Origin of the sequence: Marinobacter caseinilyticus (assembly GCF_011074955.1) — a bacterium.
Taxonomy (GTDB): domain Bacteria; phylum Pseudomonadota; class Gammaproteobacteria; order Pseudomonadales; family Oleiphilaceae; genus Marinobacter; species Marinobacter caseinilyticus.
Map to the genome: position 1 here is coordinate 127845 of NZ_WUQJ01000037.1, position 26454 is coordinate 154298.

General features: G+C 57.2%; 21 protein-coding genes and 1 tRNA gene. 11 read left to right on the forward strand and 11 right to left on the reverse strand.

Going from position 1 to position 26454, the window contains the following annotated elements; translation table 11 throughout:
• Positions 1-80: 80 nt before the first annotated feature.
• A complete protein-coding gene (gene polA, locus GRX64_RS19155; protein WP_166269716.1) occupies positions 81-2810 on the reverse strand; it encodes a DNA polymerase I in 2730 nt (909 codons plus the stop codon).
• Positions 2811-2887: 77 nt separating this feature from the next.
• Here polA and GRX64_RS19160 point away from each other — a divergent pair, with 77 nt between their 5' ends.
• Together GRX64_RS19160 and GRX64_RS19165 are read left to right on the forward strand one after the other, a co-directional pair.
• Positions 2888-3223: a DUF2782 domain-containing protein gene (locus tag GRX64_RS19160; RefSeq protein ID WP_427901679.1), complete on the forward strand. Its 336-nt coding sequence runs from the start codon at positions 2888-2890 to the stop codon at positions 3221-3223.
• A 703-nt stretch (positions 3224-3926) separates the two neighbouring features.
• Complete coding sequence (locus GRX64_RS19165; RefSeq protein ID WP_166269720.1) at positions 3927-4325, forward strand: hypothetical protein; 399 nt, start codon at positions 3927-3929, stop codon at positions 4323-4325.
• A 198-nt stretch (positions 4326-4523) separates the two neighbouring features.
• Here GRX64_RS19165 and GRX64_RS19170 read toward each other — a convergent pair whose 3' ends face one another.
• Positions 4524-5180: a DUF4124 domain-containing protein gene (locus GRX64_RS19170; RefSeq protein WP_166269722.1), complete on the reverse strand. Its 657-nt coding sequence runs from the start codon at positions 5178-5180 to the stop codon at positions 4524-4526.
• A gap of 103 nt (positions 5181-5283) precedes the next feature.
• Positions 5284-5922, reverse strand: a complete 639-nt coding sequence (gene pyrE, locus GRX64_RS19175; RefSeq protein WP_166269723.1) for an orotate phosphoribosyltransferase — start codon at positions 5920-5922, stop codon at positions 5284-5286.
• An 82-nt stretch (positions 5923-6004) separates the two neighbouring features.
• Here pyrE and GRX64_RS19180 point away from each other — a divergent pair, with 82 nt between their 5' ends.
• Positions 6005-6811, forward strand: coding sequence for an exodeoxyribonuclease III (locus tag GRX64_RS19180; protein WP_166269725.1), 807 nt, complete (start codon positions 6005-6007; stop codon positions 6809-6811).
• Between the two features lie 96 nt (positions 6812-6907).
• On the opposite strand, the gene rph is transcribed toward GRX64_RS19180, so the two are convergent.
• Positions 6908-7627 (reverse strand): ribonuclease PH, encoded by a 720-nt coding sequence (gene rph, locus GRX64_RS19185; RefSeq protein ID WP_166269727.1) that lies wholly within the window; start codon positions 7625-7627, stop codon positions 6908-6910.
• Between the two features lie 194 nt (positions 7628-7821).
• On the opposite strand from rph, the gene GRX64_RS19190 reads away from it, so the two are divergent.
• The 5 genes from GRX64_RS19190 to GRX64_RS19210 all read left to right on the forward strand — a co-directional run bounded on the left by GRX64_RS19190 (position 7822) and on the right by GRX64_RS19210 (position 12486).
• The gene (locus GRX64_RS19190; RefSeq protein ID WP_166269729.1) at positions 7822-8688 is read left to right on the forward strand and encodes a YicC/YloC family endoribonuclease; all 867 of its coding nucleotides are present in this window, start codon (positions 7822-7824) and stop codon (positions 8686-8688) included.
• A gap of 34 nt (positions 8689-8722) precedes the next feature.
• Positions 8723-9355, forward strand: coding sequence for a guanylate kinase (gmk, locus tag GRX64_RS19195; protein ID WP_166269731.1), 633 nt, complete (start codon positions 8723-8725; stop codon positions 9353-9355).
• A 123-nt stretch (positions 9356-9478) separates the two neighbouring features.
• Positions 9479-9691 carry a DNA-directed RNA polymerase subunit omega gene (rpoZ, locus tag GRX64_RS19200; protein ID WP_166269733.1) on the forward strand — a complete coding sequence of 71 codons (213 nt, stop codon included), beginning with the start codon at positions 9479-9481 and terminating at the stop codon, positions 9689-9691.
• A 170-nt stretch (positions 9692-9861) separates the two neighbouring features.
• On the forward strand, positions 9862-12012 hold the full coding sequence (locus GRX64_RS19205; protein WP_166269735.1) for a RelA/SpoT family protein: 2151 nt from the start codon (positions 9862-9864) through the stop codon (positions 12010-12012).
• 87 nt (positions 12013-12099) lie between these two features.
• On the forward strand, positions 12100-12486 hold the full coding sequence (locus GRX64_RS19210; protein ID WP_166269737.1) for a RidA family protein: 387 nt from the start codon (positions 12100-12102) through the stop codon (positions 12484-12486).
• Positions 12487-12577: 91 nt separating this feature from the next.
• Here GRX64_RS19210 and GRX64_RS19215 read toward each other — a convergent pair whose 3' ends face one another.
• Complete coding sequence (locus GRX64_RS19215) at positions 12578-13459, reverse strand: NAD-dependent epimerase/dehydratase family protein (protein WP_166269739.1); 882 nt, start codon at positions 13457-13459, stop codon at positions 12578-12580.
• Between the two features lie 58 nt (positions 13460-13517).
• On the opposite strand from GRX64_RS19215, the gene GRX64_RS19220 reads away from it, so the two are divergent.
• The 3 genes from GRX64_RS19220 to GRX64_RS19230 all read left to right on the forward strand — a co-directional run bounded on the left by GRX64_RS19220 (position 13518) and on the right by GRX64_RS19230 (position 18065).
• Entirely contained in the window at positions 13518-14480 is a 963-nt protein-coding gene (locus GRX64_RS19220; protein WP_166269741.1) for a hydrogen peroxide-inducible genes activator, read from the forward strand.
• Between the two features lie 7 nt (positions 14481-14487).
• Entirely contained in the window at positions 14488-16563 is a 2076-nt protein-coding gene (gene recG, locus GRX64_RS19225; protein ID WP_166269743.1) for an ATP-dependent DNA helicase RecG, read from the forward strand.
• Between the two features lie 137 nt (positions 16564-16700).
• On the forward strand, positions 16701-18065 hold the full coding sequence (locus GRX64_RS19230) for an aminoacyl-tRNA deacylase and HDOD domain-containing protein (protein WP_166269745.1): 1365 nt from the start codon (positions 16701-16703) through the stop codon (positions 18063-18065).
• Positions 18066-18493: 428 nt separating this feature from the next.
• Here the strand turns inward: GRX64_RS19230 and GRX64_RS19235 are convergent, their stop codons facing one another.
• The 6 genes from GRX64_RS19235 to rpsU all read right to left on the reverse strand — a co-directional run bounded on the left by GRX64_RS19235 (position 18494) and on the right by rpsU (position 26176).
• The gene (locus GRX64_RS19235; protein ID WP_166269747.1) at positions 18494-18949 is read right to left on the reverse strand and encodes a DUF2489 domain-containing protein; all 456 of its coding nucleotides are present in this window, start codon (positions 18947-18949) and stop codon (positions 18494-18496) included.
• A 191-nt stretch (positions 18950-19140) separates the two neighbouring features.
• Entirely contained in the window at positions 19141-21435 is a 2295-nt protein-coding gene (locus GRX64_RS19240; protein ID WP_166269749.1) for a molybdopterin-dependent oxidoreductase, read from the reverse strand.
• Positions 21436-21880: 445 nt separating this feature from the next.
• Positions 21881-21957: transfer RNA gene (locus GRX64_RS19245), tRNA-Ile, on the reverse strand.
• A gap of 68 nt (positions 21958-22025) precedes the next feature.
• Positions 22026-23870, reverse strand: coding sequence for an RNA polymerase sigma factor RpoD (rpoD, locus tag GRX64_RS19250; protein WP_166269751.1), 1845 nt, complete (start codon positions 23868-23870; stop codon positions 22026-22028).
• Between the two features lie 175 nt (positions 23871-24045).
• Positions 24046-25791 (reverse strand): DNA primase, encoded by a 1746-nt coding sequence (gene dnaG, locus GRX64_RS19255; RefSeq protein ID WP_166269752.1) that lies wholly within the window; start codon positions 25789-25791, stop codon positions 24046-24048.
• 169 nt (positions 25792-25960) lie between these two features.
• Positions 25961-26176 carry a 30S ribosomal protein S21 gene (gene rpsU, locus GRX64_RS19260; protein WP_007153483.1) on the reverse strand — a complete coding sequence of 72 codons (216 nt, stop codon included), beginning with the start codon at positions 26174-26176 and terminating at the stop codon, positions 25961-25963.
• Positions 26177-26454 lie beyond the last annotated feature (278 nt).

The window sequence follows — 26454 nt, forward strand, 5'->3', positions numbered from 1 at the left end:
AAAATACTTCACAGCCTGTTCGTGTGCACCAAAATGGACCGCCGCTCCTGTGTGCGGGCCTGGTGCGGTGTTGGGGGACGTCAGTGGGCTTCGTCCCAGTTATCGCCGCTGCCGGCCTCAACCAGCAGGGGCACGTCCAGGTCAGCCGCAGCCGACATACGCTTGATCAGTCCGTCACGGACGGTGTCGAGGTGGGACTCACGAACTTCAAGTATCAGCTCATCGTGTACCTGCATGATCATGCGGGCGTCTTCCGGGTGATCACGGAGTAGCCATTCCTCTACCGTCAGCATGGCTCGCTTGATGATGTCGGCGGCCGTCCCCTGCATTGGGGCGTTGATGGCGGTGCGTTCGGCGGCCTGCTGCATCTGTTTGTTCTTGGCGTTGATTTCGGGCAGGTAGAGGCGTCGGCCAAAATGCGTTTCCACAAAACCGTCATCGTGGGCCTGTTTGCGGATGTTATCCATATAGCGCAGCACGCCAGGGTAACGTTCAAAATAACGATCGATGTATTCCTGGGCCTGGCCTCGCTCCACGCCCAACTGGCGCGCCAGACCATAGGCCGACATGCCGTAGATCAGGCCAAAATTGATGGCTTTGGCGCTCCGGCGCTGATCGCCCGTCACGGCCTCTGGTGTCGTGCCGAAGACTTCGGCCGCCGTCGCCCGGTGGATGTCCTCACCCTTCTCAAAGGCGTCCAGTAAGCCTTTGTCGCCGGACAGGTGTGCCATGATGCGCAGCTCAATTTGGGAGTAATCCGCGGCCACCAGTTTGAACCCGTCCGGGGCCACGAAGGCCTGGCGAATACGTCGTCCCTGCTCACTGCGGATGGGGATGTTCTGCAGATTCGGTTCTGACGAAGACAGGCGTCCGGTGGCAGTCACTGCTTGATGGTAGGACGTGTGGACCCGCCCGGTGCGGTGATTGATCATTTCAGGCAGTCGATCGGTGTAGGTGGACTTGAGCTTGCTCAGACTGCGATGCTCCAGAATCACCCGGGGCAGTGGGTAATCGTGAGCCAATTCCTGCAGCACAGGCTCAGCGGTTGACGGCGCACCCTTGGGGGTCTTCTTGATAACCGGCAACCCCAGCTTGTCGTAGAAAATCACCTGCAATTGTTTTGGCGAGCCCAGATTGAAGGTCTCTCCGGCCAGATCGTAGGCTTGCGTTTCCAGTTCGGCCATGCGTTCTGCCAGTTCCTGACTGTGGCGCTTCAAGGTGCCGGCATTGATCAGCGCACCGCGCTGTTCAATACGAGACAGCACCGGCACCAGCGGCAGATCGATGTCCTCGTAAACTGACAGCAGTCGTCCGGTTGCGGCCAGTTTGGGGTGCAGTACCTGGTGCAGTCGCAGAGTGATGTCAGCATCTTCTGCAGCGTAAGGCCCTGCCTGCGCCAGATCGATCTGGTTAAAGGTCAGTTGCTTGGCGCCTTTGCCGGCAATGGACTCAAAGGTAATGGTTTGCTCGCCGAGGTATTGCAGCGCGAGGCTGTCCATATCATGACGGGAGCCCACGGAGTTCAGGACATAGGACTGAAGCATGGTGTCCTCGGCTATACCGTTAAGCGTGATGTCATGGTTGGCCAGAACATTTTTATCGTACTTCAGGTTTTGGCCAAGTTTGTGTTGGTCGGGGTCTTCCAGTAACGGTTTGAGTTGGGACAGAACGGTATCGCGATCAAGCTGATCCGGTGCGCCCATGTAGTCGTGTCCCAGCGGCACATAGGCGGCTTCACCCGGAACGATTGCAAACGACACCCCGACAATTTCCGCCTTCATATAGCTCAGGCTGGTGGTTTCAGTGTCGAACGCGAACAGCGGCGCCGCTTCCAGGCGTTTCAGCCAGGCGACGAGCGTCGGCTGGTCGGTGATGACCTGATAATTTTTTTCCGGAGAGGCCGGGTGTCCGTCAGACGCGTCGTCACTGACTGGGTTCGAGTTGCCGTTGCCCGGGCTGAGCTCTGCCACCCAGCTTTTGAATTCATACTCTTTGAAGAGTGTCAGCAGTCGTGTGTCGTCCTGAGGCTTGGGTGCCAGTTCCCGGATACCAAACTCCAGCTCGACATCGGTTTTTATGGTGGCCAGCTCCCGGCTCAAGGGCAATCGGTCCAGCGCCTCTCGGAGATTTTCACCAATCTTGCCTTTGATTTCATCGGCGTGTGTCATCAGGTTGTCGAGGTTGTTGTAGCTTTGAAGCCATTTTACAGCGGTTTTGGGGCCGCATTTATTGACGCCGGGAATATTGTCGACGGTGTCGCCAACCAAGGCCAGGTAATCCACCATCTGCTCGGGGGTGATGCCAAACTTTTCAATGACGCCGTCGCGATCCATGCGGGTTTCGGTCATGGTGTTGATCAGGGTGACGTGGTCGCTCACCAACTGAGCCATGTCCTTGTCGCCGGTCGATACCACCACGTCCACACCCTTGGCGGTTGCCTCGTGAGCCAGGGTGCCAATGACGTCGTCAGCTTCCACGCCCTGAATGATCAGCAGCGGGAGTCCCATGGCCCGGATGATGTCGTGAATGGGGGCTATCTGGCAGGCCAGGTCCTCCGGCATGGGCGGTCTATGGGCCTTATATTCGGCGTAAAGGTCGTTGCGGAACGTTTTCCCTTTGGCGTCAAAAATGACAACGATTTTAGAGCCCAGGTAATCCTGTTTCAGACGGCGAATCATGCTGATGACGCCCTTGATCGCACCGGTTGGGTGGTGCTTGCTGGTGGTCAGGGGAGGCAAGGCGTGAAACGCGCGGAATAAGTAAGAAGAACCGTCCACAAGAACGACCGGCGGGGTCTGTTGCTGACTCATATCGACTGGGGCCCGAATTCTGATTGAAGAGTGGAGAACCTTGTGCAATCTTAAACACATACACGGTTTGCAAGGTTATCACGAAAATGAAAATTGTCGCCGGATTGCTTGGATTGCTCTGCCTGTCTGCCGTGTCTGCCACGGCTGCCACGGCTGACGAAAAAATTGAACTGCCCGAGGAGCCGGTTGTGGTATCGGACTACCAGCCTGATCCGCTGGAGCCGCAGATTGTTATCCGATCGGGTGAGGATGCCACGTTCTACGAGTACCGGGTCAATGGCGAACTGGTTGAAATCAAAGTGGTGCCGTCGATAGGGCCGGAATATTACCTGGTGCCAGCGGAGGGCGGCGGCTGGATTCGTGAGAATGAGACGCGGGTTCTGGTGCCCAGTTGGGTCATCTTTCGCTGGTGAAGCCCGGAATCGCCCGCCAGAGTTTCGGGTCAGTCCAGCGGTGTGCACCAGGCTAGATTGTGTCGACGGAGACCGGGGTTGATTTCCGCTTTTAACCCTGCCCACCGACCGTGGTGACTGCAGACGCCTGACTGTCCGGTGAAAGGGTATCCAGCAGGTCGTGAGTAGCCCGATGCCCTGCACCGTTGCGCGCCTGAATGTCCCCAAGTAAAGTCGAGAGCCCTCCTGCCGGCTGCCGTCCGGCGTAGCTTGAACCGCTGAACTGCAGGCCAGTTGGCTGGGGTTTCTTCGTGCTTGGTCCTGTGGGTGAAAGCGTGCTGGTCGTCAGTGCCCAGTGCTGGTGAATCGACGGCCTGGCGGGCACCGCAAGCGATCAAGTGGGCCTGAATACTGCGAGGAGCCGGGCCGGTGCCAACTTTAATCGCTTCTGGTCGTGGAAAACTTGACGGCTCCCGCAACTAGGCAATTTGTATGGCGACAAGATTTTCGGAAAAAACCATTTAATACAAATGAGTAGAATCGGCAGTTGCGGGCTGGCTCCGATATCGGAAAATTTTGTTGCGGTCTAGTATGAACACTCTAATTTTTCGCCGTAGTCTCGATCATGAATTCGATGACTGACGGATGGCTGTCAGTCAATTCACACTGTGAATCACGAATGGTCATGCCGATCAGGCGATCACGAAAGATTAGGAGAAACACAATGGGTAAGCTCAAAACATATCAGGAACAGCTTCAGGAAATCGTGGAAAAGGGCATTAACGCCGCAGAAGAGCAGCAAAAGAAAATTGCTTCTATGCCTTTTGAATACGCCGAGAAGCTTGAGTCAGAAGCGCGTGAATACAGCGTAAAGGCCCTGCGTGAGCGTTACAATGGATACAGTGACACCCTGTTTGAACAGCTTCGCAGCCTGAACATTCGTCTGGGCAGCTTTGCGGCAGATCTGGTCGCCAAGCTTGAGAAAGAAGTTGCTGAAGGCGCCAACTCCGTATCAGACGCAGCAGACGACGTGGCGAGCGCGACGCAGTCGGCAAAAAAGCCGGCAGCGAAGAAGCCCGCAGCCAAGAAGGCCACGGCTAAATCGCCAACGGCTTCTGCGTAATCGCAGCGCGGCACTGCAAGTAGCGCTTTAAGAAGTACGGCTAAAAGAAGTGTCGCCAGTAATGCGATAAGTAAAAAAGGGCCGCCCTCGGGCGGCCTTTTTGTTGTTTGAGGCATTGCTGGCGATGGTCGCCGCGCAGTACTTTTTGCTTGAACCCGCGCAGTCAGCAATAAGGCAGCGCAACAGGGACGCTCGCTATTAGCCGTTGCCGTCTTGCGCCGTCTCTGGCGGCGTCAGTGGCAGTGTGCGTTCTTTGTCGGTGACTTGCTCAAGACGCTGGATATCCTGCTCAAATTGCTTGCGCACGGCCATGGTTTCGGCATTTTGCACGGTGATCTCCTGCTCGATGTCGCGTATCTGACTTTGCAGTCGATCAATTTTTTTCAGGACAGCGGCCGGTACTTCCTGGCCGGAGCGCTCCATGTTGGCGGCCTTGGCCTGCTCGTCGTCCAGTTGGCTGACAATGGACGAAATGTTGCCGCGCTTCAGCTGGCTCAGGCCCCGCAACTGCTGCAGTTTGCGGTGCATGGCCCGGACGGCATCATCGGGATGGCTGAACCGCCGCAGCAGTTTTTGGTCGGCTTCGCGTTGCCGTTCGGCTTCGCGTTGTCGCTGTTCGGCCGCGGCACGCTCGGCAAGTTCTTCTGCAGTGGGTGCGGGAGGGACGGTTTCAATTACCCGGCCACTGTCGTTCAGGATGTCATAACCGCGGGTGGAGGCGTCCTGAGGTACGGTGTTGCTAATCACCATCTGGCCGTTGGCATCGTTGTAACGGTACATACGCGCCGCGTGCGCGCTGGTGCTATGGATTGCCACAGTAGCGACAAAGAGGCTGATAACGAGTGAACGGTTCATGATAATGGCTGAACGGCTCCGACAGTTATGGGAGATTGGCTGTTAGAGCATACCAAACCTGTCGCCCCGCACCAGAATATATTGTTAACGGTTGGTAAACGCCTCATACGCCATAGGTTGCTCGGTACGCTGCAACTTGCTTGGCGTGGTGCTCGAAGCCAGGCTTCGTGCTCAGGTAGGTCAAAATCTGTTCCAGCCGGATGATGCTGACAACCGGAATGTGGAACTCGGCTTCCACTTCCTGGATGGCAGACAACGCACCGTTACCTCGCTCCTGGCGGTCGAGGGCGATGAGAACCCCGGCAGGCTCGGCGCCGGCGTTGCGAATCAGGTCTATGGATTCACGAATGGCGGTGCCGGCGGTGATTACATCGTCAACCACCAGTACTTTGCCGGTCAGGGCTGCGCCGACAAGCTGGCCACCCTCGCCGTGGTCCTTTTTCTCTTTGCGGTTGAAGGCATACGGGCGACTGTCGCCGTTTGCCGCAAGCGCCATGGCGGTGGCGGTGGCCAACGGTATGCCCTTATAGGCAGGGCCAAATATAATGTCATAATCTAAACCGCTGCGTTGCAGGGCTTCGGCATAGGCGCGACTGAGCTTGAGCAGGTCGTCGCCCGTATTGAAAAGGCCGGCATTAAAAAAGTAAGGGCTGGTTCTACCGGACTTTAACGTGAATTCCCCGAAACGAAGGACGTCACGTGAAATGGCAAATTCTATAAAATCATGTTGATAGTCGTACATGGCGGTGCTTCTGGCGGGGTATGGTTCTTTTATTAATGTGTAAAAACGGTATCATACACACAAAGCGAATCAGGGAACACGTATGCGGGTAGTTTCGATCAGCGTCAATGGCCTGGGTCAGGCCGTCGACAAGGGGTTTTTCGACTGGCTGGCGCGCCAGGATGCAGACGTGGTCTGCGTTCAGGATCACCGCATGCGGGCCTATGAGATTGAAGATTTCGGCCTGACCCCGGAAGGCTACGAGGGCTATTTCATCGATGGCGAGAACAACGAGGATGGTGGTGTGGGTATATACACTCGCCACTTCCCGAAGGCCATCATGTACGGTTTTGCCAATGAACAGGCGGATCGCGAAGGTCGCTTCATTCAGGCGGATTTCGATAAGGTGAGCGTTGCCTGTGTGTTGGCGCCATCAGCGCTTGGTGTGGAAGACGAGGTGATTGGCGAGAATGACCAAACCGCGCTGGACCACAAAGACGATTTTATGGAAGCGTTCGGCGCTCATATGCAGAAGACCCTGCGCAAGCGGCGTCAGTTCATAGTCGCCGCCAACCTGCAGTCAGCCCATCATGTGACGGATGCGAGTTCGCGTTACCACAAGCTTGACGTGTCCGGTTTTCTGCCCCATGAGCGTGCCTGGCTGGATCGCCTGTTTGATGAAATGGGGTGTGTGGATGCGTTCCGTGAGATCAACAAGCAGAGCAATCAATATACCTGGTGGCCTGAATGGGCAGAGGGCTGGCGCCGCCATGCCGGTATTCGCACCGACTATCAGTTAGTCACACCGGGCATTCGCAAGACCGTTACCGATGGCTGGATCGATGACAGCACCCGATTTTCAGATCACGCGCCGATCATCATGGATTACGACATCGAGATCGGTCATTAAATAAAAGTTTTGCCCTGGTACCGGTCCCGCTGCCAACCGGCCGGTGACACGCTGCCTACAGGCTCACTCCGAGCCATGCAGGCAGAGCAGCCGATCTTAATCGGCCGCCAGCGCGGTTTTTTGAACATCGAACAACTGGTCAATGCCCTGTTTCGCCAAACCAAGCATGCTGTCCAGTTCCTCCTGAACAAAAGGCGCGCCCTCAGCGGTGCCCTGAATCTCAATGAAGCCGCCTCTATCGGTCATGATGACGTTCATGTCCGTTTCCGCCTCCGAGTCTTCCGGGTAGTCCAGGTCGATGACCGGGGTGCCTTTGAAAACACCAACCGATACCGCCGCCACCATCTGGATCAATGGAGACTGTTTGATGCGGCCGTTGGCGACCAGCGTGTTCAAGGCGTCCACCAGGGCGACACAGCCGCCGGTGATTGCTGCGGTTCGGGTGCCGCCGTCAGCTTGAATGACGTCGCAGTCGATGGTGATAGAGTGTTCGCCCAGTTTGGTCAGATCAACGGCTGCTCGCAGAGAGCGGCCAATCAGGCGCTGAATCTCCACGGTACGCCCGCCTTGTTTGCCCCGCGCAGCTTCCCGGCCCATGCGGCTGCCGGTGGAGCGAGGCAGCATGCCGTACTCGGCGGTAATCCAGCCTTTTCCTTCTCCACGCAGGAACGGAGGAACTTTGTTTTCGACGGAGGCTGTGCAGATTACCTTGGTGTCGCCAAACTCAACCAGAACCGATCCCTCGGCGTGTCGGGTATAGTGACGAGTAATACGGATGTCTCTGGCTTGGTTCGGCGCTCTTCCGCTAGGTCGCATAGTGGTTCCTGATGTAATTCATGAATGATCGGGCGTGAAATAAACGGCGCCCTTTTTGGGGACTCACTAGCATAACATGATCGCAACACCCGTGCGGTGAAGGTCGCCTCCGGTTGCGCTGGCCTGCTAAACTCAAAGCTCACTTGTATCATCTAATGATTGCACTCAATGGTTACAGCCAATACGGAGTCACTATGATCAGAAGCATGACAGCCTTTGCACGCCAGGATACGCAGGGCGAATGGGGCACTCTGACCTGTGAGATCCGGACAGTGAATCACCGTTATCTGGAGCCTTCATTCAGGCTGCCTGACGTTCTCCGTGAGCTTGAGAACAGCTTTCGGGATCAGCTCCGCAAGCAACTGGGCCGGGGCAAGGTGGACATCGGCATGCGGTTGCAACTTTTCGAGACCTCTGCCCAAAGTCTGCTGGTCAACGAAGAGCTGGCCGAGGCCTTGAATAACGCGGCCAATCAAGTTAACCGTATCCTCGACAACCCTGCCCATATCAATGCCTTGGACATTCTGCGTTGGCCCGGCGTGCTGGAATCCAAAGAGCGCGATCTGGAGCCGGTCAAAGCGGTTGCCGCCGAGCTGTTCGAGCGCACCGTGCGTGAACTGGTGATCGTGCGTGAGCGTGAAGGCGAGCGCCTGCGGCCATTGTTTGATGATCGATTGACCGCCATGACGCACCACGTGTCTATGGTGCGTGAATGGATGCCGGAGTTGTTGAAGCGGCAGGAGGATCAACTGAGGGAGCGATTCGAGGCCGCCAGGGTCGAGCTGGATGTCGACCGGCTGTCTCAGGAAATGGTCATGGTTGCTCAAAAGGCGGATGTTGCCGAAGAACTCGACCGGCTCGATGCCCACGTCAGTGAAGTGAGCGCGACGCTGACGCGGGACGATGCGATTGGTCGGCGGTTGGATTTTCTGATGCAGGAACTGAATCGCGAGGCGAACACCCTCAGCAGTAAGTCCATCGACGCACGGGTCACCCGAGTGGCGGTGGATCTGAAAGTACTGATAGAGCAAATGCGGGAACAAGTTCAAAACCTGGAATAACCAGTCAACGTCAGTCTGTGGAGTACGACAAGGCATGAGTCAGGCGGTAGAAAAAGGCACGCTGTATGTAGTTTCTGCGCCCTCGGGCGCCGGTAAGACCAGCCTGGTCGCTTCGATGCTGGAGGCGGACGCGCGTCTTGCAGTGTCGGTGTCCCACACCACCCGGGCAATGCGCCCCGGCGAGCACAATGGGGTGAATTATCATTTCGTCAGTCGGCCCGATTTTGAGGCCATGATCCAGCGCGGCGAGTTTTTGGAGCAGGCGGACGTCTTCGGTAATTATTACGGTACGTCCCAGGTGTGGGTATCGCAAACCCTCGCCACCGGTCGCGATGTCATCCTGGAGATTGACTGGCAGGGCGCGGCGCAGGTGCGGCGTCTGATGCCCGAGTGCGTCAGCGTGTTTATCGTGCCGCCATCACCGGAAGTGCTGCGTGCCCGTTTGACCGGCCGGGGGACGGATTCGGCCGAGGTGGTCGAGCGTCGCCTGCGGGAAGCGGGCGAGGAGTGCAGTCATGTGTTCGAGTTTGACTACCTGGTAGTGAATGATGATTTCGATACTGCGCTGGGCGAGTTGCTGTGCATTATGAGTGCTCAGCGCCTTCGGATTGAAGCCCAGGAAGTCCGGCACGCGGGGTTACTGGCACGGTTGGTGTCCGGTGTGTAATCGCATTGCATGCCGGCGCATTGGAAGTATACAAATTGAGTGTTTGGGATTACACTGCGCGGTCTGCTTTTAGCTGCGCCTGGGCGCAGATGACCAAACACGAATACAGAGTCGGGGAAGACTATGGCACGAGTAACCGTTGAAGATTGTCTGGAACATGTTGATAACCGCTTTCAGTTGGTAATGTTAGCCACCAAACGTGCCCGTCAGATCGCCACCAAAGGCTTTGAGCCGATGGTTCCGGAAGAAAATGATAAGCCGACCGTCATTGCTTTGCGTGAGATCGCAGCGGGCAAAGTCAGCCGCGATTTGCTCAAGGTTGACGACGACGAATAAAAATATTTTATCAATGTGCCTCTGGTAGCATTGAATTCTGCCCCTACGGTTTTATAGTGTATTGGAGGAGAAGGTTTTAAACGCCTGCTCCCCAGGGGCAACGGAAGGACCCGAATGCGCGCATTCGGGTTTTTTTGTCGGTGTCATACTCATTTGTCTGTGGAGGCGTTGTGTCAGCGGAGGCTACGGTCGAAGGGCTGGCAAGTCAGCTTAGTCATTATCTGGACGCTGATCGCATCAATCAGGTGCGCAGGGCCTACTATTACGCCGAACAAGCCCACGAAGGCCAGCAGCGCCGCAGTGGGGAACCCTATATTACGCACCCGCTCGCAGTCGCCCACATTCTGGCGGAACTTCGGCTGGATCATCAGAGCCTGATGGCCGCCATGTTGCACGATGTCATTGAGGACACCGGTATTCCCAAGGACGCCCTGTCCGATCAGTTTGGTGAGCCGGTGGCAGAACTGGTTGATGGCGTCAGCAAGCTCACCCAGATTGAATTTCGAACCCGTGCCGAGGCCCAGGCTGAAAATTTCCAGAAAATGACGCTGGCGATGGCGCGGGATATCCGCGTCATTCTGGTGAAGCTGGCGGATCGCCTTCACAACATGCGCACGCTGGGCCCATTGCCCTATGAAAAACGCCAGCGTATTGCCACCGAAACCCTGGATATCTACGCTCCCATTGCCAATCGCCTGGGCATGCACAGTGTGTGCACCGAACTGGAAGATCTTGGTTTTGCCTCTCTGTACCCCATGCGATCGAAATACATTTCGAAAGCGGTCAGCAAACTCCGTGGCAGTCACCAGGAAATCATTGAAGAAATTCGCGGCCGGCTGGAGGAGAAACTCTCTGAGCGGGGGTTGCCGGGCCGGATACTGGGTCGTGAGAAACACCTGAACAGCATCTACAACAAGATGAAGTTCAAGCAAAAATCCTTTCACGAAATCATGGACGTATACGCGTTTCGCATCGTCACCGATACCGAAGATGACTGTTACCGCATACTTGGCGCCGTCCACAGCCTCTACAAACCCTTGCCCGGGCGTTTCAAAGACTACATTGCCATGCCTAAGGCCAATGGCTATCAGTCCATCCATACCACCCTGTTTGGCATGCACGTCAATATCGAAATCCAAATCCGTACGGAGGAAATGGAGCAGATTGCCAACAACGGTATTGCCGCTCACTGGATGTACAAGAACGATCAGTCGGAAGTTTCGGTGGTAAACCAGAAGCGGGTCGACCGTTGGGTCAAAGGCCTGATGGAGATGCGCGAGCGAACCGATGATTCGCTCGACTTCATTGAGCATGTGAAGGTTGATCTCTTCCCCGATGAAATCTACGTGTTCACCCCCAAAGGCAAAATTCTTGAGTTGCCTGGCGGCGCGACTCCGGTCGATTTCGCCTATGCCATCCACACTGATATCGGCAATGCCTGCGTTGCCTGCCGGATCAATCGCAACCTGGGGTCCTTGAGCCAGCCGCTGCAAAGTGGTCAGACAGTGGAAATCATTACGGCGCCGGGGGCTCGGCCTAATCCGGCTTGGCTGGGCTTTGTGGTGACCGGCAAGGCCAGCAGCAGCATTCGCCACGTACTGAAATTCCAGAAAAAAGCCGAATCTCTGGATCTTGGTAAGACCCTGTTGAAAAAATCGCTGAATGGTTTTGACAAAAAGCTGGCGGACATCACTAAGGAACAGATTGACGGAGTCGTGCGCCACAACCAGGTCAGCAGTTTCGAAGACTTGCTGAGTGAGATCGGCCTGGGTAACAGAATGGCCTACTTGATTGCCCGGCAATTGGTAAACGGCGACCCAGGCGGCGACAAAGTGTCTGAAGCGGGTCTGAGCCAGACCGCTGACAAGCACGGGCGCAGCCCGGTAACGATTCGTGGCACGGAGGGCTTGTTGGTGCGCTTCGCCAGTTGTTGCAAGCCCATTCCCGGGGACCCGGTGGTCGGGGTTATGGATTCCGGCAACGGCATGGTGATTCACAGCGACACCTGCATCAGAATACCCGAGGGCGATGGCTCCCGTGACCGCCTCACCCATCTGAAATGGGCGAAGGACATTACCGATGAGTTTTCGGTGGAGTTGCGAGTGGAGTTGGAGCGGCAGCGAGGTGTGATTGCGGAGGTCGCAAGTGCGGTCGCGGTAGCCGATGGTAATATCGAGCGGATCAACGTGGAGGAGCAAAACGCCCGGCTGAGCATCGTCAGCCTGGTGATCCATGTGAATGGCCGACGGCATCTGGCTCGCGTAATGCGCCGTGTGCGAAACATCAGGGCTGTGACGCATATCAGCCGGGTACGGCATTAATGAGAGTTGACAGTCTGGCCGGGCAAGGGCCAGGATTGCGGCTTTCCTTTTTTCCATTCTGATAGCTTGAATAAGGACCCAGAGGTCATGACGAACAAATCGGTGATACAGACAGAAAACGCGCCGCAGGCCATCGGCACCTATTCCCAGGCGGTGAAAGCCGGGGATACCGTTTACATTTCTGGCCAGATTCCGTTGGTACCGGAGACCATGGAAGTGGTGGTCGGCGACTTTGCAGCCAATACCCGTCAGGTGTTTGAGAACCTGAAAGCGGTTTGCGAGGCGGCCGGTGGGCGCTTGCAGGACATCGTGAAACTGAACATCTACATGACCGATCTCAGCAACTTTGCCACCGTCAATGAAATCATGGCCATCTACTTGCAGGAACCCTATCCGGCAAGGGCTGCCATTGGCGTTGCCTCATTGCCAAAAGGCGTGCCGGTTGAAATGGACGCCGTCATGGTGTTGAGCTAAACCGAATTCAGAGCCCGGGGAATGTCGCTGCGGCAGCACCCGGGCTTGCAGATGCCCCGCTAACGTTGTTGTACTCCTGCCATTCCCTTCGTCAGTCAGGCTCGCTCTTGCGGGCATTGATCATCTCAAGGTAGCCGCGTCGAAAATCGGGATAACGGAACTCAAAGCCGGTATCCAGCAACCGCTGATTGCGGCACCGCTTGCTGCCTGCACGCCCCCCGGTACGGGCGGTGAGCGCCGGCTCGGCACACGGTGTCTGCTGGCGCACCCAATTGACCACTTCGTCCAGGCGCACGGGCTCGCTGTCACTGGCAAGGTACAACCCGGCCACCGGTTGACCCTGCAAGGAGCGTCGTAATAAATGCACGACGGCGGCACAGGCGTCTGTTTCGTGGATGCGATTGGTGAAGGGCGCGGGCTGTGAGGGGGTCATCTGGCCCTGCCTGACCGCCGTCAAAAAACGCGGACGGGAAGGGCCGTAGATGCCACTGAACCGGACCACCGTCGCTGGGATGCCACTGTACCGGGCCAGTTGCTCCCCTTCGAGAATACGCAGGCCGCTGTGCTTGACCGGCTGTGTGGGGCTGTCCTCGTTCACCCAGCTGTCGTCATCCTGGTGAAACACGCTGGTACTGCTGATAAAAATGAGTCGGGAAACGGTGCTGCGGTCCACCACGGCCAGCAGGTTCGTCAATGCTGTAACGTAGGCATCATTGTAACCGGCATCGTCGTAGCTGGAGGGCGTCAGGCAGTAAACGATGGCGTCTAAACGCTTGGGCACGGCGGTCGCCAGGGTCTGGCGATCCAGGAGGTCAGCCTGGACCGGTGTCACCGGCGACGGAACCGCACTGGCAGTGCGTCGTAAGCCAAACACGTCACTATCCTCACACAGGGCCTTGGCGATCATGCCGCCCAAAGCGCCACAACCTGCCACCAGTATCCGGGGTGGGTTTCTTTGTTCAGAGATTGCCATAGTCAATTTCAATCCTTATTCTGTATGCCATAAGTTCGGACACTGACCGGAGCTGCCGATGACCCTGACCGAGTTGCGCTACATTGTTACCCTGGCCCGAGAGAAGCATTTTGGACGCGCCGCCGAGCGTTGTCACGTCAGCCAGCCCACGCTGAGCGTTGCGGTGAAAAAACTGGAAGACGAACTGGGGATTCCTCTGTTCGAGCGCAGCAAGAGCAGCATACGGGTAACGGAGACCGGCCAGCGTATCATCGAGCAGTCCCAGCGCGTGCTGGACCAGGTCGGTGTCATCAAGGACATGGCGCAAGATGGTAAAAATCAGCTTAACTCACCACTGAAGGTTGGTGCGATTTACACCATCGGCCCCTATCTGTTCCCGCATTTATTGCCGGAATTGCGGCGGGGCGCACCGGATATGCCACTGTTCATCGAAGAGAACTATACCGCCAACCTGCGTCAGAAACTGCGCCATTCTGAACTCGATGCCATCATAATTGCCTTGCCGTTTGAGGAGCCTGAGGTGGTGACGCTGCCGCTCTACGATGAGCCCTTCGTGGTGCTGTTGCCCGGCAATCATCCCCTGGCCAAAAAGAAAACCCTGACTGCCGAGGAGTTGGCGCAAGAACAGTTGTTACTGCTCGGCCCGGGTCATTGTTTCCGGGATCAGGTGCTGGAGTCCTGCCCGCCGTTGGTTGAGGCCATGACATCACGGTCGGCCACGAAACCGAGCCCGGCCCTGGTCACTGAGGGCAGCTCGCTTGAAACCATTCGCCATATGGTGGCCTCGGGCCTTGGCATCACCGTACTGCCGCTCTCCGCCGCCACTGCGATGCAATACAACGAGGATATTCTGGCGGTTCGGCCCTTTGAGACGCCCGTGCCTTCTCGCACGGTGGCATTGGCGTGGCGGGTGACCTTTCCGCGGCCTAAGGCCATTGATGTACTGTCGTTGGCCGCCAGCCAGTGCCGCGTGATCGAAAAGGCGAGCAAGGACACGCCGGCCATCGCGGTCAGCGCCTGAGCCCGCCATGACGTCACTGGACGACATCCAGGTTACGGTGCTCAAAGGCGTCGGTGCGGCGTTGGCCGCGACGTTGGCCAAATTGGGCATTTATTCGCTGCAGGACCTGTTGTTTCACCTGCCGCATCGTTATGAAGACCGTACTCGCATTATCCCCATGGGTAGCCTTCGGGTCGGTGATGTCGGGGTGGTGGAAGGCGAGGTGATGAAGGCCGATCTGGTGATGGGGCGTCGCCGCAGTTTGCAGGTGACGCTGAAGGATCGTTCCGGTTTTCTTGTCATGCGATTCTTTCACTTCAACGCGGCACAAAAAAACCAGTTGACCGAAGGACAGGTCGTCCGGTGTTACGGCGAAGTACGGCCGGGCCGGGCCGGCTATGAATTCTATCACCCCGAGTATCAAGTAAACCCACCGCCAATGGCGGCGGAGGGGCAGGCGACACTGACGCCGGTGTACCCGCTGACCGAGGGTATCCAGCAGCCCAGAGTGCGCAGCTTGTGTCAGCAAGCCCTGACGTACCTTCAGCGTTACCCGATCCACGACTGGTTGCCGGACGCTCTGCTGACAGACTATCAGTTGCCAGGGATTTCCGAGGCGGTTGAATTAGTTCATGCACCACCCGCGCACGCGAACGTTCGTTTGCTGTTGGAGGGACGCCATCCGGCCCAGCAACGGTTGGTGATGGAGGAGTTGCTTGCCCACCAACTGAGCCTGCTTCGCGTCCGGGAGCAGATTCAGGCCCGGGAAGCCTTGCCACTGCTGCCCTCTGGTGATCTCGCGGAACGGTTTCTGGAGGCGTTGCCGTTTCGGCTGACCGGCGCTCAGCAACAGGTGAGTAGTGAAATTCGCCAGGACTTGACCCAGCCGCTGCCGATGTTGCGTCTGGTGCAGGGTGACGTCGGTTCCGGCAAAACCGTGGTGGCGGCCCTGGCGGCCCTTCAGGCGATATCGGCCGGGACTCAGGTCGCCTTGATGGCTCCGACCGAAATTTTAGCCGAACAGCATTACAATAACTTCCGGCAATGGCTTGAGCCATTGGGCATCGAGCTGGCCTGGCTGTCAGGCAAAATCAAGGGCAAGGCCCGGGCCGCAGTGCTGGAACAAGTGGTCAGCGGGCGGGCGCCCATGGCCATTGGCACCCACGCGCTGTTTCAGGACGACGTGGTGTTTGATCGTCTGGCGCTGGTGATTATTGACGAGCAGCATCGTTTTGGCGTGCATCAGCGCCTGGCACTGAAAGAAAAAGGCGCCGAGGGCCGGCTGGCCCCTCACCAGCTCATCATGACCGCTACCCCCATTCCGCGCACCTTGGCCATGAGCGCCTACGCCGACCTGGATACCTCTGTCATCGACGAATTGCCTCCGGGGCGCAAGCCAATCGACACCATTGCTATTCCGGACAGCCGACGCGACGACATCATTGAGCGGGTCCGGGACGCCTGCCGGGCGGGTCGACAGGCGTATTGGGTCTGTACCCTGATTGAAGAATCTGAAGCGCTCGAATGTCAGGCCGCCGAAGTGACCGCCGAGTCGTTGTCGGAACGCTTGCCCGAATTGCAGGTGGGGCTGGTACACGGTCGCTTGAAAGCTGCGGAGAAAGCCGCTGTGATGGCGCGCTTTAAAGATGGCGAGCTGGACCTGTTGGTGGCGACCACGGTGATTGAGGTGGGCGTTGATGTGCCCAACGCCTCGCTGATCATTATTGAAAACCCCGAGCGCCTGGGGCTGGCGCAACTTCACCAGTTACGCGGGCGTGTGGGTCGGGGCGAGGAGGCCAGTTACTGCGTGTTGATGTACCAGCCGCCTCTGTCCCTGAACGGCAAGGCCCGTTTGCAGGCCCTGCGGGAAAGCCAGGATGGCTTTGTGATTGCCGAAAAAGATCTTGAAATCCGTGGCCCGGGTGAAGTGCTGGGTACCCGGCAAACCGGGATGATGCAGTTCCGACTGGCAGATTTTGAACGCGACAAGGGCTGGATAGAGACTGTGCGCACCTTGGCGCCCAATTTGATGAATGATACCCGGCGCGTAGACGCCTTGATCCGTCGCTGGTTGGGAGAACGTATCCGCTATGGTGATGTTTAAACCGTTTCAGGGCCACCCCGGCTAGGTGTTCGGAGCCTTATCAGCGGTCAACGGCTAGACTGTGGTTGGTTGGCGTAAACTATTGAACAAGCGCGTGGCACATGCGCTTTGGGTGACTTAAAGAGAGGGAGCTACCCATGGAATTACCTGTTGCTATCCAGCAGGCGCTGGACACCATGTCGCCCGGAATGGCGCTGGGGGATGCCGCGGTGAGTGGCGCCAATGACGCAGTACGTATGGTGCTTCTGAGCGATGATCAAGGCCAAGTGCAGGCAATATGCCGGCACCTGGACTTGTTGGACATTGCGGCGCTGAACAAGCAACTGGGTCGTGACTTGCGGTTGCTGCCACTCAAGCAACAGGCGCAGCTCCGTGAGCGTCTCGGGCTGCCGGTGCTGCCTGCCTTGCCTGCGCTCACCGGATGGCCGACCTTCGTGGACAGCGCCGTCGATCAGCTTGAGACCGTGTCGTTGCACCTGGACGGTCAGGCCACCGGCCTGACGCTGAATGGTGCTGATTTTCGCGCTCTGACCGACGATGCTCAGCGTCGCTCGTTCTGTGTCCCTTGTGCCGACATTGCCGTTAACATAAACCAGCCGGAAAAAGATCTTTACCAACTCAATTCTGCGCTAAAACGCTTCACAGGCCTGCGAATTCAACAACGCCTGAATGACACCCTGGAGTTACCGCCACTGCCGGAGACTGCGCAACGGATCATCCATCTTCGAGTGAACCCAAATGCGGTGATGGGGGACCTGGTCGACATTGTTGAGAGCGACCCCAGTTTGGCCGCGCAGGTGGTGAGTTGGGCCTCGTCCTCTTTTTATGCGGCCGCCGGTCAGGTGCGCTCGGTGCACGATGCGGTTTCCCGGGTGCTGGGCTTCGATCTGGTGATGAACCTGGCGATGGGGTTGGCGTTGGGGCGAACCTTAAAACAGCCGGAGGATCAGCCGGAAGGGTTCGTGGGCTACTGGCAACAAGCGATCTGGCAGGCCCAGTCGGGGGGTATTCTGGCCAGTATGATGCCTAGGGGCAAGCGGCCGGCCTTCGGCTTGGCCTACCTGGCGGGACTGCTCCACAACTTCGGTTATCTGGTGCTGGCGCAGGTATTTCCACCCCATTTCCAGCTTGCATGCCGCTCGTGGGAGGTCAATGCCCACGAAGACACTGCGATGGTGGAGCAGTTTCTGCTGGGTATCACTCGGGAGCAGATTGGCGCCCAACTGATGAGTAATTGGGGCATGCCTGAGGAGATCAACGTCGCCCTGCGTCATCAAAAAAACCCGGGCTATGACGGTGAGTTTGAGGTCTACGCCAAATTATTGTGGCTTGGCCGTCAACTGTTGACCGCCCGGGGCATTCCGCTGGGGGTATCGGAAACCATTCCGGATGCGCTCTTTGATACGCTGGGGCTTGACCGTGTTCAGGTTGAGGCCCAGTTTGACGAGTTGGTTGAGAGCAAGGATAGCATCATGGCGATGGCGGGCATGATGCAGCCCTAAAGGTAGTCGGGTGTCTCTTGCGCGGTGCTCGTGATGGGTGGCCAGGCAGCGCAAGGATAGCAGGTACAAAATTACAGAGATAAAAAAGCCGGCCCGAAGGCCGGCAAGCTCACCCGCTTATAACAACCCATACGCACAATGCAGACTGGCGGGGTGGAGATTGAATCGCTCCGCCAAGACAACAGACTTCAACGCCGGGCTTGTCTCCCAAGGCGTTGAACGTCTCTCATTTAAAGTTAGACAAAGTGCGCAGAATTAAAAGCGGGGGTAAAGGCTGTTCAGTCGCTGACAGGCGCGTCAGCTTTTAGTTAGCTTCCAAAAGAGTTGATTTTACAACGCTATTACAATTTGATGAAGCGGGTTTTGGTTACAAAAAATTACATAAAGGCCGTGCCGCAACGGCCTGTTTGAAAGGGAAATGACAACCGTCAGAACCGGTGATGGCGAATGGCGGTGGCCGCCCGGCGAATGGTATCGGCGTGTTTCTGCTCGAGTGCAAACCGCTCTTTATCCATTTTCTGGACAAATTTTGAGTCAGTGTCCTGCCGGGCCTGATGGGTCGGCATGTGCTGCATTTGCTCGTGCATTTCCTGAAAGATGCGGTAGGGCGCCTGGCTCAGTAAATCCGGTGCGACGTGCTCAAGTAAGCCTTTGATTCTCAGGCACGCTTCGGAATACTCGATCTGGTCCTGCTCGACCGCCATTGCCAGAACCTGAATGCTTTCAACCATGCCGTCCCGGCGCTGATCCTGGAAGGCTTTGCTCTTGGCCGCCGCCGATTGGTCACGGCGAATGGTGCGGAGTTGGCGGGTGATAAAGACCCCTAGAAACGCAATGGCTCCCACCCCCATTATTATCATTGTCCACTGCAGCCACGTCGGCATAAAATTCCCTTATCGTGAGTTGGTGGAAGGCCGGTCGCCCGCAGCCGTGTGCCGGTCAGATGCACCGGCCGTACTGAGGCGTCCGCGCTCGCTGTTTTCAAGTTTATCAAAGATACGCCTGCAGACCCATGGTGGGCATCGGCTCCTGCGCCCGCTCCGTTATGCCGCGCCAGACTCACAACTGCCGTTTTCTACGCCCGTTTTCGCGAGCGTTCGGCTTTCCAGACTTTGACAGTGACCGTCTGGCCATTAAGTACGGATGTGCCACTGAGTGGATCAATCTGGTCATCGCAAATGATGTCGTTGATGCTGGCACCAGCGTGGGCTTCCGCTATCGCCTGCTGGGTGCCTTGGCGTGTATGTCCCCAGCCGTGGGGGATGGACACGACGCCGGGCATCAAATCCTCGGTAATCTCGATTGGCACCACAATCCGGCCCGCCTCGCTGGAGACTTCTGCGGCGTCGCCCTCACTGAGCCCGCAGCGGGAAGCGTCTTTCGGATGAATCATCAGGGTGCACCGATCCTTGCCTTTGACCAGTCGCTGGCTGTTGTGCATCCAGGAATTGTTGCTGCGCACGTGACGCCGACCAATTAGCTGGAGTTCATCGGCCACCGGCGTCGTGAGTCGCTCGTGCAGTCGGTCGAGGTCGTTGAGGTAACGTCTTGGGGCGAGGTTGATTTTGCCGTCACGGGTATAGAGTCGGTCCGGCAGGCAGGGGCGCAGTGGCCCCAGGTCCACGCCGCTGGGTTGATCCCTCAGCGCCGACAGCGACAACCCTTTGGGCAGGTCACGCCAACGCCGGTCCAGCGGGCTGAGGCGGGCGAGGCTGCGCAGCGGGTGTTGACGAGGCAGAATATCCACCAGCAAATCGAGGGCGGGCTGTACCAGGGTTCTGGCGGCTCCGACGTCGGTGCCGTAGGGACCGCTTCGCAACATCAAATCGAGTAATGGGTCCGGGCCCAGTTGTTTGAAGGCGCGCCAGCCCAGTTCGGCCCGCAACGGTAACCGCCCACCCTTGCGCCGTTGCTCCAGCCGGTGGGCCAACTCCAGCAGTATTTGCCAGTCATGGCGAGCGTCCGGCCCGGGTTTAAACAGCGCCTCGCTGAACTTGGCGACGTTGTGGACCGCAAACATGCTGAAAATCAGATCGTAGTGGCTGCGCTCCAGGGCCGCCGTCGGCGGCAGGATGATGTCGGCATGGCGCGTGGTTTCGTTTAGGTAATAGTCGACCGAAACCATGAACTCCAACTGCCCGAATGCCTCTTCCAGCCGGCCTCCATTGGGGCTCGACAACAGTGGGTTGCCGGCAATCGTAACAAACGCCCGAATCTGGCCGTCACCGGCGGTGAGGATTTCATCCGCCATGGTGCTGGCGGGGTACTCGCCACCAAACTCAGGCAAGCCTTTGACACGGCTCATGCGTCGGGCAAAGTGGCCTTTCTGACCCGACATCGCGCCCAGGGCTACCATATCGATAGCGGGCTGGGTGAACATCATGCCGCCGGTGCTATCGAGCTTGCCGGTTAAAATATTCAATACATAGATCAGCCAGGTGGCTACGCCGCCGTGGGCCTGGGTACTGGTTCCGATGCGACCATACAAGGCTGCTTTCGGGGTTGTGGCTAACTGCCGGGCGATGGCCCGGATCGCGTCCGGTGACAACCCGGTATGGGCGCTCACCGCCTCGGGACTGAACGGAAGCGCCGCCAGCCGCACCAGGTCGACATCCTTGGTCCAGGCGTCGGCGTGGCCGAGATCGACCAGACCTTCCACAAACAGGGTGTTCACCATCGCCATCAACAACAGGGCGTCACTGCCGGGGCGGATGAAATGAAACTCATCGGCCAGTTTGCCAGTCTCTGTGCGGCGGGGGTCGATCACGATGAACTTGCCGCCGCGGCCTTTCAGCGCTTTAAGCCGCCCTCGAATATCCGGCACGGTCATCAGGCTACCGTTGGACGCCATGGGATTGGCGCCAATGCAGATAAACAGGTCGGTGCGATCGATATCAGGAATCGGAAACAGCACCTGATGACCGAACATCTCCAGGCTGGCCAGCATGTGAGGAAGCTGATCATTTGAAGTGGCGGAAAACCGGTTCTGGGTGCCCACCGCGCGCAGGAAGGGTAAACCCGCGATCATGGCACCGTGATTGTGGACATTGGGGTTGCCTTGATAGACGCCGATGGCATTTTTACCGTGCTCTTCGCGGATCTGATGCAGGCGGTCGGCCACCAGGTTGAAGGCTTCGTCCCAGCCGATGTCCTGCCAGCCGTCAGCGGTGCGCTTCAGTGGTGTCTTGAGGCGATCCGGGTCTTCATGGAGGTCTTGCAAGGCAATGGCTTTGGGACAGATATGACCGTGACTCAACGGGTCATCGCGGTCGCCCTTAATGGACTCAATATGGCCGTCCTTGACTTCGATGGCGACGCCACACATGGCTTCGCACAAGTGGCAGGTCCGTAAATGAGTACCGTTCTCCATGAATTGCCTCTCCCGTCCTCTTTATTTTAAGTTTTTCAGTCGGCCCAATCACCGGAACCGCCAGATCGGTTTTGTTAGGCAACCAGATTAGCAGGAATCAGGGGGGATGGGAAAAGTCCCGGGATAATTGGTGTAGGGCTGCTCCGGCCCAAGGATGATGGTACACCGGAATCCTCGTCAGTCTGTTTCTCAATGCTGTTCAAAAACTCAAACAGCCTGAGCAGGTACCGGAGCATCAGTCGCACAAGGGCCAGAACAAAGCCGGCTTCCAAGGTTTATCGCGCCTTTTCAAATGAAAGCGGTTGGTTGTTGAATAGACGTGCAGTGGAGAATAGGAAACCAAAATAACCGAGGGGACTGAGGTGAACAGATGCACGAGTTCATGCTGAGGTCATGGTAATGCGGGAACACAGCAGGGTATTTCGAGTTAATCGCAATGTCAAAATGGTGGGCCCAGCAAGACTCGAACTTGCGACCAAGGGATTATGAGTCCCCTGCTCTAACCAACTGAGCTATAGGCCCGGAAACCGGTAAGGAAGCGGGCGCCATTATACCCATGAGGGTTGGCGCCCGCTACTGTTGTGATGGACTTACGAGTTGCCCTGGTCGTCAATGAAGCCGCGCAGGTGATCGGAGCGGGAAGGGTGGCGCAGTTTGCGCAGGGCCTTGGCTTCGATTTGACGGATACGCTCCCGGGTGACATCGAACTGCTTGCCGACTTCTTCCAGGGTGTGATCGGTATTCATTTCAATACCAAAGCGCATGCGCAGTACCTTGGACTCCCGTGCGGTCAGGCCGGCCAGTACCGAGCGAGTTGCTTCGCGCAGACCTTCTGCGGTGGCGGAATCGACCGGTGAGAGTGCCTGGATGTCTTCGATGAAGTCGCCCAGGTGGCTGTCTTCGTCGTCGCCAATCGGCGTCTCCATGGAGATCGGCTCTTTGGCAATCTTCAGTACCTTGCGGATCTTGTCTTCCGGCATTTCCATGCGCTCGCCGAGTTCTTCCGGCGTCGGCTCACGGCCCATCTCCTGAAGCATCTGACGGGAGATACGGTTCAGTTTGTTGATGGTCTCGATCATGTGGACCGGAATACGGATCGTACGGGCCTGGTCCGCAATTGAGCGGGTGATGGCCTGACGAATCCACCAGGTTGCATAGGTGGAGAACTTGTAGCCACGGCGGTATTCGAACTTGTCGACCGCTTTCATCAGGCCAATGTTGCCTTCCTGGATCAGGTCAAGGAACTGCAAGCCACGGTTGGTGTACTTTTTGGCAATCGAGATAACCAGACGCAGGTTGGCTTCCACCATTTCCTTCTTGGCACGCCGGGCCTTGGCTTCACCAATGGACACTCGACGGTTGATTTCCTTGATGTCGGGTATGTCCAGATCGACTTCGTTCTGAATGTTGGCGATCCGCTTCTGCATCCGGATGATTTCATCCAGGCGCTCGCTCATGGGCGCAGCATAGTTTTTCTTGCTCTTGCTGATCTTGGGCGCCCAATCGATGTTGGTTTCGTTGCCTGGGAACGACTTGATGAAGTCCTTCCGCGGCATTTTGCACTCACGCACGCAGATGCGCATGATGGTGCGTTCGTTTTCGCGGACCAGTTCGTTGGTGGAGCGAATCACGTTAACCAGTTCATCAAACGCTTTGTTGCCCAGCTTGAAGGGCGCAAAGACCTTGCCGAGTTCGTTCAGGGCTTCCTGGGTGGCTTTGTGACCACGGCCATGTTTCTCAAGTGCTTTGTTGGCAACCGCGAGCTTCTCGTTCAGCAGTTCGAACCGCAGGCGAGTCTCTTCGGGATCTGGCCCGCTTTCGGTTTCTTCCTCTTCGTCATCGTCGCTGTCGTTGTCGCTGGAATCGGAGTCGTTGCTGGTTTCCGCCGGGGTTTCCTCGGGCATAAACGGTTCGGCGTCGTCGGGGTCGAGGAAGCCGGTCACGATGTCGCTGATGCGACCTTCGTTTTCAATAATTCGTTCGTACGCCTGAATGACGGTACCGGTGGTGCCGGGGAAGTGTGCGACGGCCGCCATCACATCTCGGATGCCTTCTTCGATGCGTTTGGCGATGACAATCTCGCCTTCCCGCGTCAACAGCTCCACAGTGCCCATCTCACGCATGTACATGCGCACCGGATCTGTGGTGCGGCCTGCGTCCGATTCCACTGCTGCCAGCGCCGCAGCGGCTTCTGCAGCCGCTGCTTCGTCGGCCGTGGAGTCGCCATCGGTCATCAGCAGCGTATCGGCGTCTGGGGCGACCTCGGATACCTGAATGCCCATGTCGTTGATCATCCGGATGATGTCTTCAACCTGGTCTGGGTCGGCTATGTCTTCCGGGAGGTGATCGTTAACCTCGGCGTAAGTCAGGTAACCTTGTTCTTTGCCTCGGGCAATGAGGTCTTTCAAACGTGATTTTTGCGAATTGCCTGACATAGACACCCTGTGAAATCGCTAAAGAAGAAAAAAGTTAAACAGCCATTATAGCTGTCGCTCTGTAGGTCTGCCACCAGATGGTTAGATGGTGATCAACCTACTAAGTTTCAAGTGGCTGTATTATTAGCCTGCTGGCAATCCCTTTCGCCAGGGGTGTTGGCCCCGCATATCCCTATTAATCTTTTTGGCGGTGTTGCTGCCGTAATTCTTGCCGCTCTTCCTCGGTCAGGTCGCTGATGCTGCTTTTCTTTGTCAGCAGCCTCGCCAACCGTTGTTTATAAGCGGCTTCTTTGTTCGGTGTCAGCATGTCGCGCGCGCCTGCCAAGGCGTTTTCCCGGGAAGGGAGGTGCTCAATGCCATCAAACAGTTTGTAGAACCGGGTGCGAGAGGCTGAATCGGTTGCCAGCGCTTTCATCAACCTTTTTTTGTCCCGGATCTCCTGCCGGAGTATCCATTCGGCAAAGCCAAGCGCCTGGTGTAGCTGGCGGTCCTCACGACACAGGTCACGGAATTCCGAGGCCATTTCCGGCGCCTCCAGTAATGCCTGGCACACCATGGTGTCGCGGCTGAGCTTTACATCGACGCGCGCTTCCTGGATGCGTGTCTGGCGCTCGCCATTACGATAGACATAGCCTTTTCGGTCGCCACTCTGGCCATTATTCTGCCAATCCCGGCGGCCGCCACACAGGCGAAGCATCTCATGCCACATGGCATCCCGCAGTGTGCTACGGGGCATTTTGTTGAGCAAAGGCTCAACTCGGGCGCGGAGTTCTCCGCGATGTTCCGGGAGCGTCAGGTCTAAGCCTTCGCTTTGCCGGTTAAACAGGTAACGCGACAGTGGTGTGGCGCCGTCAATGCGTTGCTGAAACGCGTCGGAGCCTTCCTGTCGCACCAGTGTGTCTGGGTCTTCGCCATCCGGCAGCATTAGAAACTGCAGATGCAGGCCGTCGGCCATCAATTCAAGCGCGTTATCCATCGCGCGATCAGCCGCCTTATAGCCGGCTGCGTCGCCATCAAAACAGAACACCAGGTGTCTGACCTGGCGCAACAATGCGCTCAGGCTGTCCTGATTAGTGGCGGTGCCCAGCGTAGCAACGGCGTAATCAATACCGTGCTGAGCCAGGGCAACAACGTCCATATAGCCTTCGACCACCAGCAATTGATCCAGTTGTCGGATCGCCTGCTTGGCCTCGTACAGACCGTAAATCTCCCGGCTCTTGTGGAATACATCGGACTCGGGGGAGTTGATGTATTTCGCTTTGTCGTCGCCCAGTGTCCGGCCACCAAAGGCTATGGTCTTGCCCCGCGTGTTGCGGATCGGGAACATGATCCGGTTACGGAACAGGTCCCGGGGCCGGCCATAACGATCAGACACCGTGCCGGTTTCAATCAGCGGAGCGTGCAGGTCTTTATTGGCTGCATCAATCAGGGCCGTGCCGGCACCCGGGGCATAGCCAATCTGGTAGCGCTCAATGACGCTTTGGTTCAGGCCCCGCTGGGCCAGGTAATCCCGAGCAAAGGCGGCATCGCCGCCCTGCAGGGCCGAAGCGTAGAAGCGACTGGCGAAATCGAGCGCATCCGTAAGCGTTCGGGCTTGCTGCATTTCTTGCCGAACGCTTTGGTCGTAGGGCACTTCGAGCCCGGTTCGCCGGGCGAGTTCTTCAACGGCGTCGGTGAACCCGAGGCCGTCAAATTCGCGAACAAAACTGATCGCATCGCCATGGGCGCCACAGCCAAAACAGTGGTAAAACCCTTTGTCGGGTCGAACGTTGAAGGACGGCGTTTTTTCATCATGGAAAGGGCAGCGGGCCTTGTAGCTACCACCGGCTTTCTTGAGCGTAATGCGAGACCCAACCAGTTCGGCCAGATCCACTCTGTCCAACAGGTCTTCTACAAACCGTTGAGGGATCAATCCGCTCATGCTGCCCCGCTAACAGAGAATACGCCGGCGTCAGTCCGGTCAAACCACCATAGCCAAAAATGCCGCCGAAGCCAGGCCCCGGCGGCATTTTGGGTTTACTTCAGCTGCCACTCGGGAAACTGAGCAATCGGTCTTGGCGTACAGTAGAAAGCGATCAGGTACTTAAAACTTAGTACAGGCGCTCAAACTTACGCTGTTCACGCTGAAGCTTCTTGAGATGACGCTTGACCGCAGCCGCTGCCTTGCGCTTACGAACCGCTGTCGGCTTCTCGTAATGTTCACGACGACGTACTTCCGACAGGACGCCTGCTTTTTCGCAGGAACGCTTGAAGCGACGCAGGGCTACGTCAAATGGCTCATTCTCTTTCACTTTAACAGCTGGCATTCGAAAATCACCTACCTGATAGAATCGGTTTCAAGGTTGGAAGAGTGCAGGACAGGTCTACCCATGCCTGATGCGGCACATGGCGACTCAGTGTCCGCCAGCCTTGTGCTGCCTCTCTTCGACTTTTGCCTGGCCTCATTGAACAAAAATAGACCAGTGCATAATTAAGGGCGGCAATGATAGCGCTTCAGGTTGGTCAAGGTCAACGCCTTGGATTATTAATCCGGAGAGAAAGGCGGGCTTTCTGGTAAAATAGCGGCACAGTCAAAAACGGCACT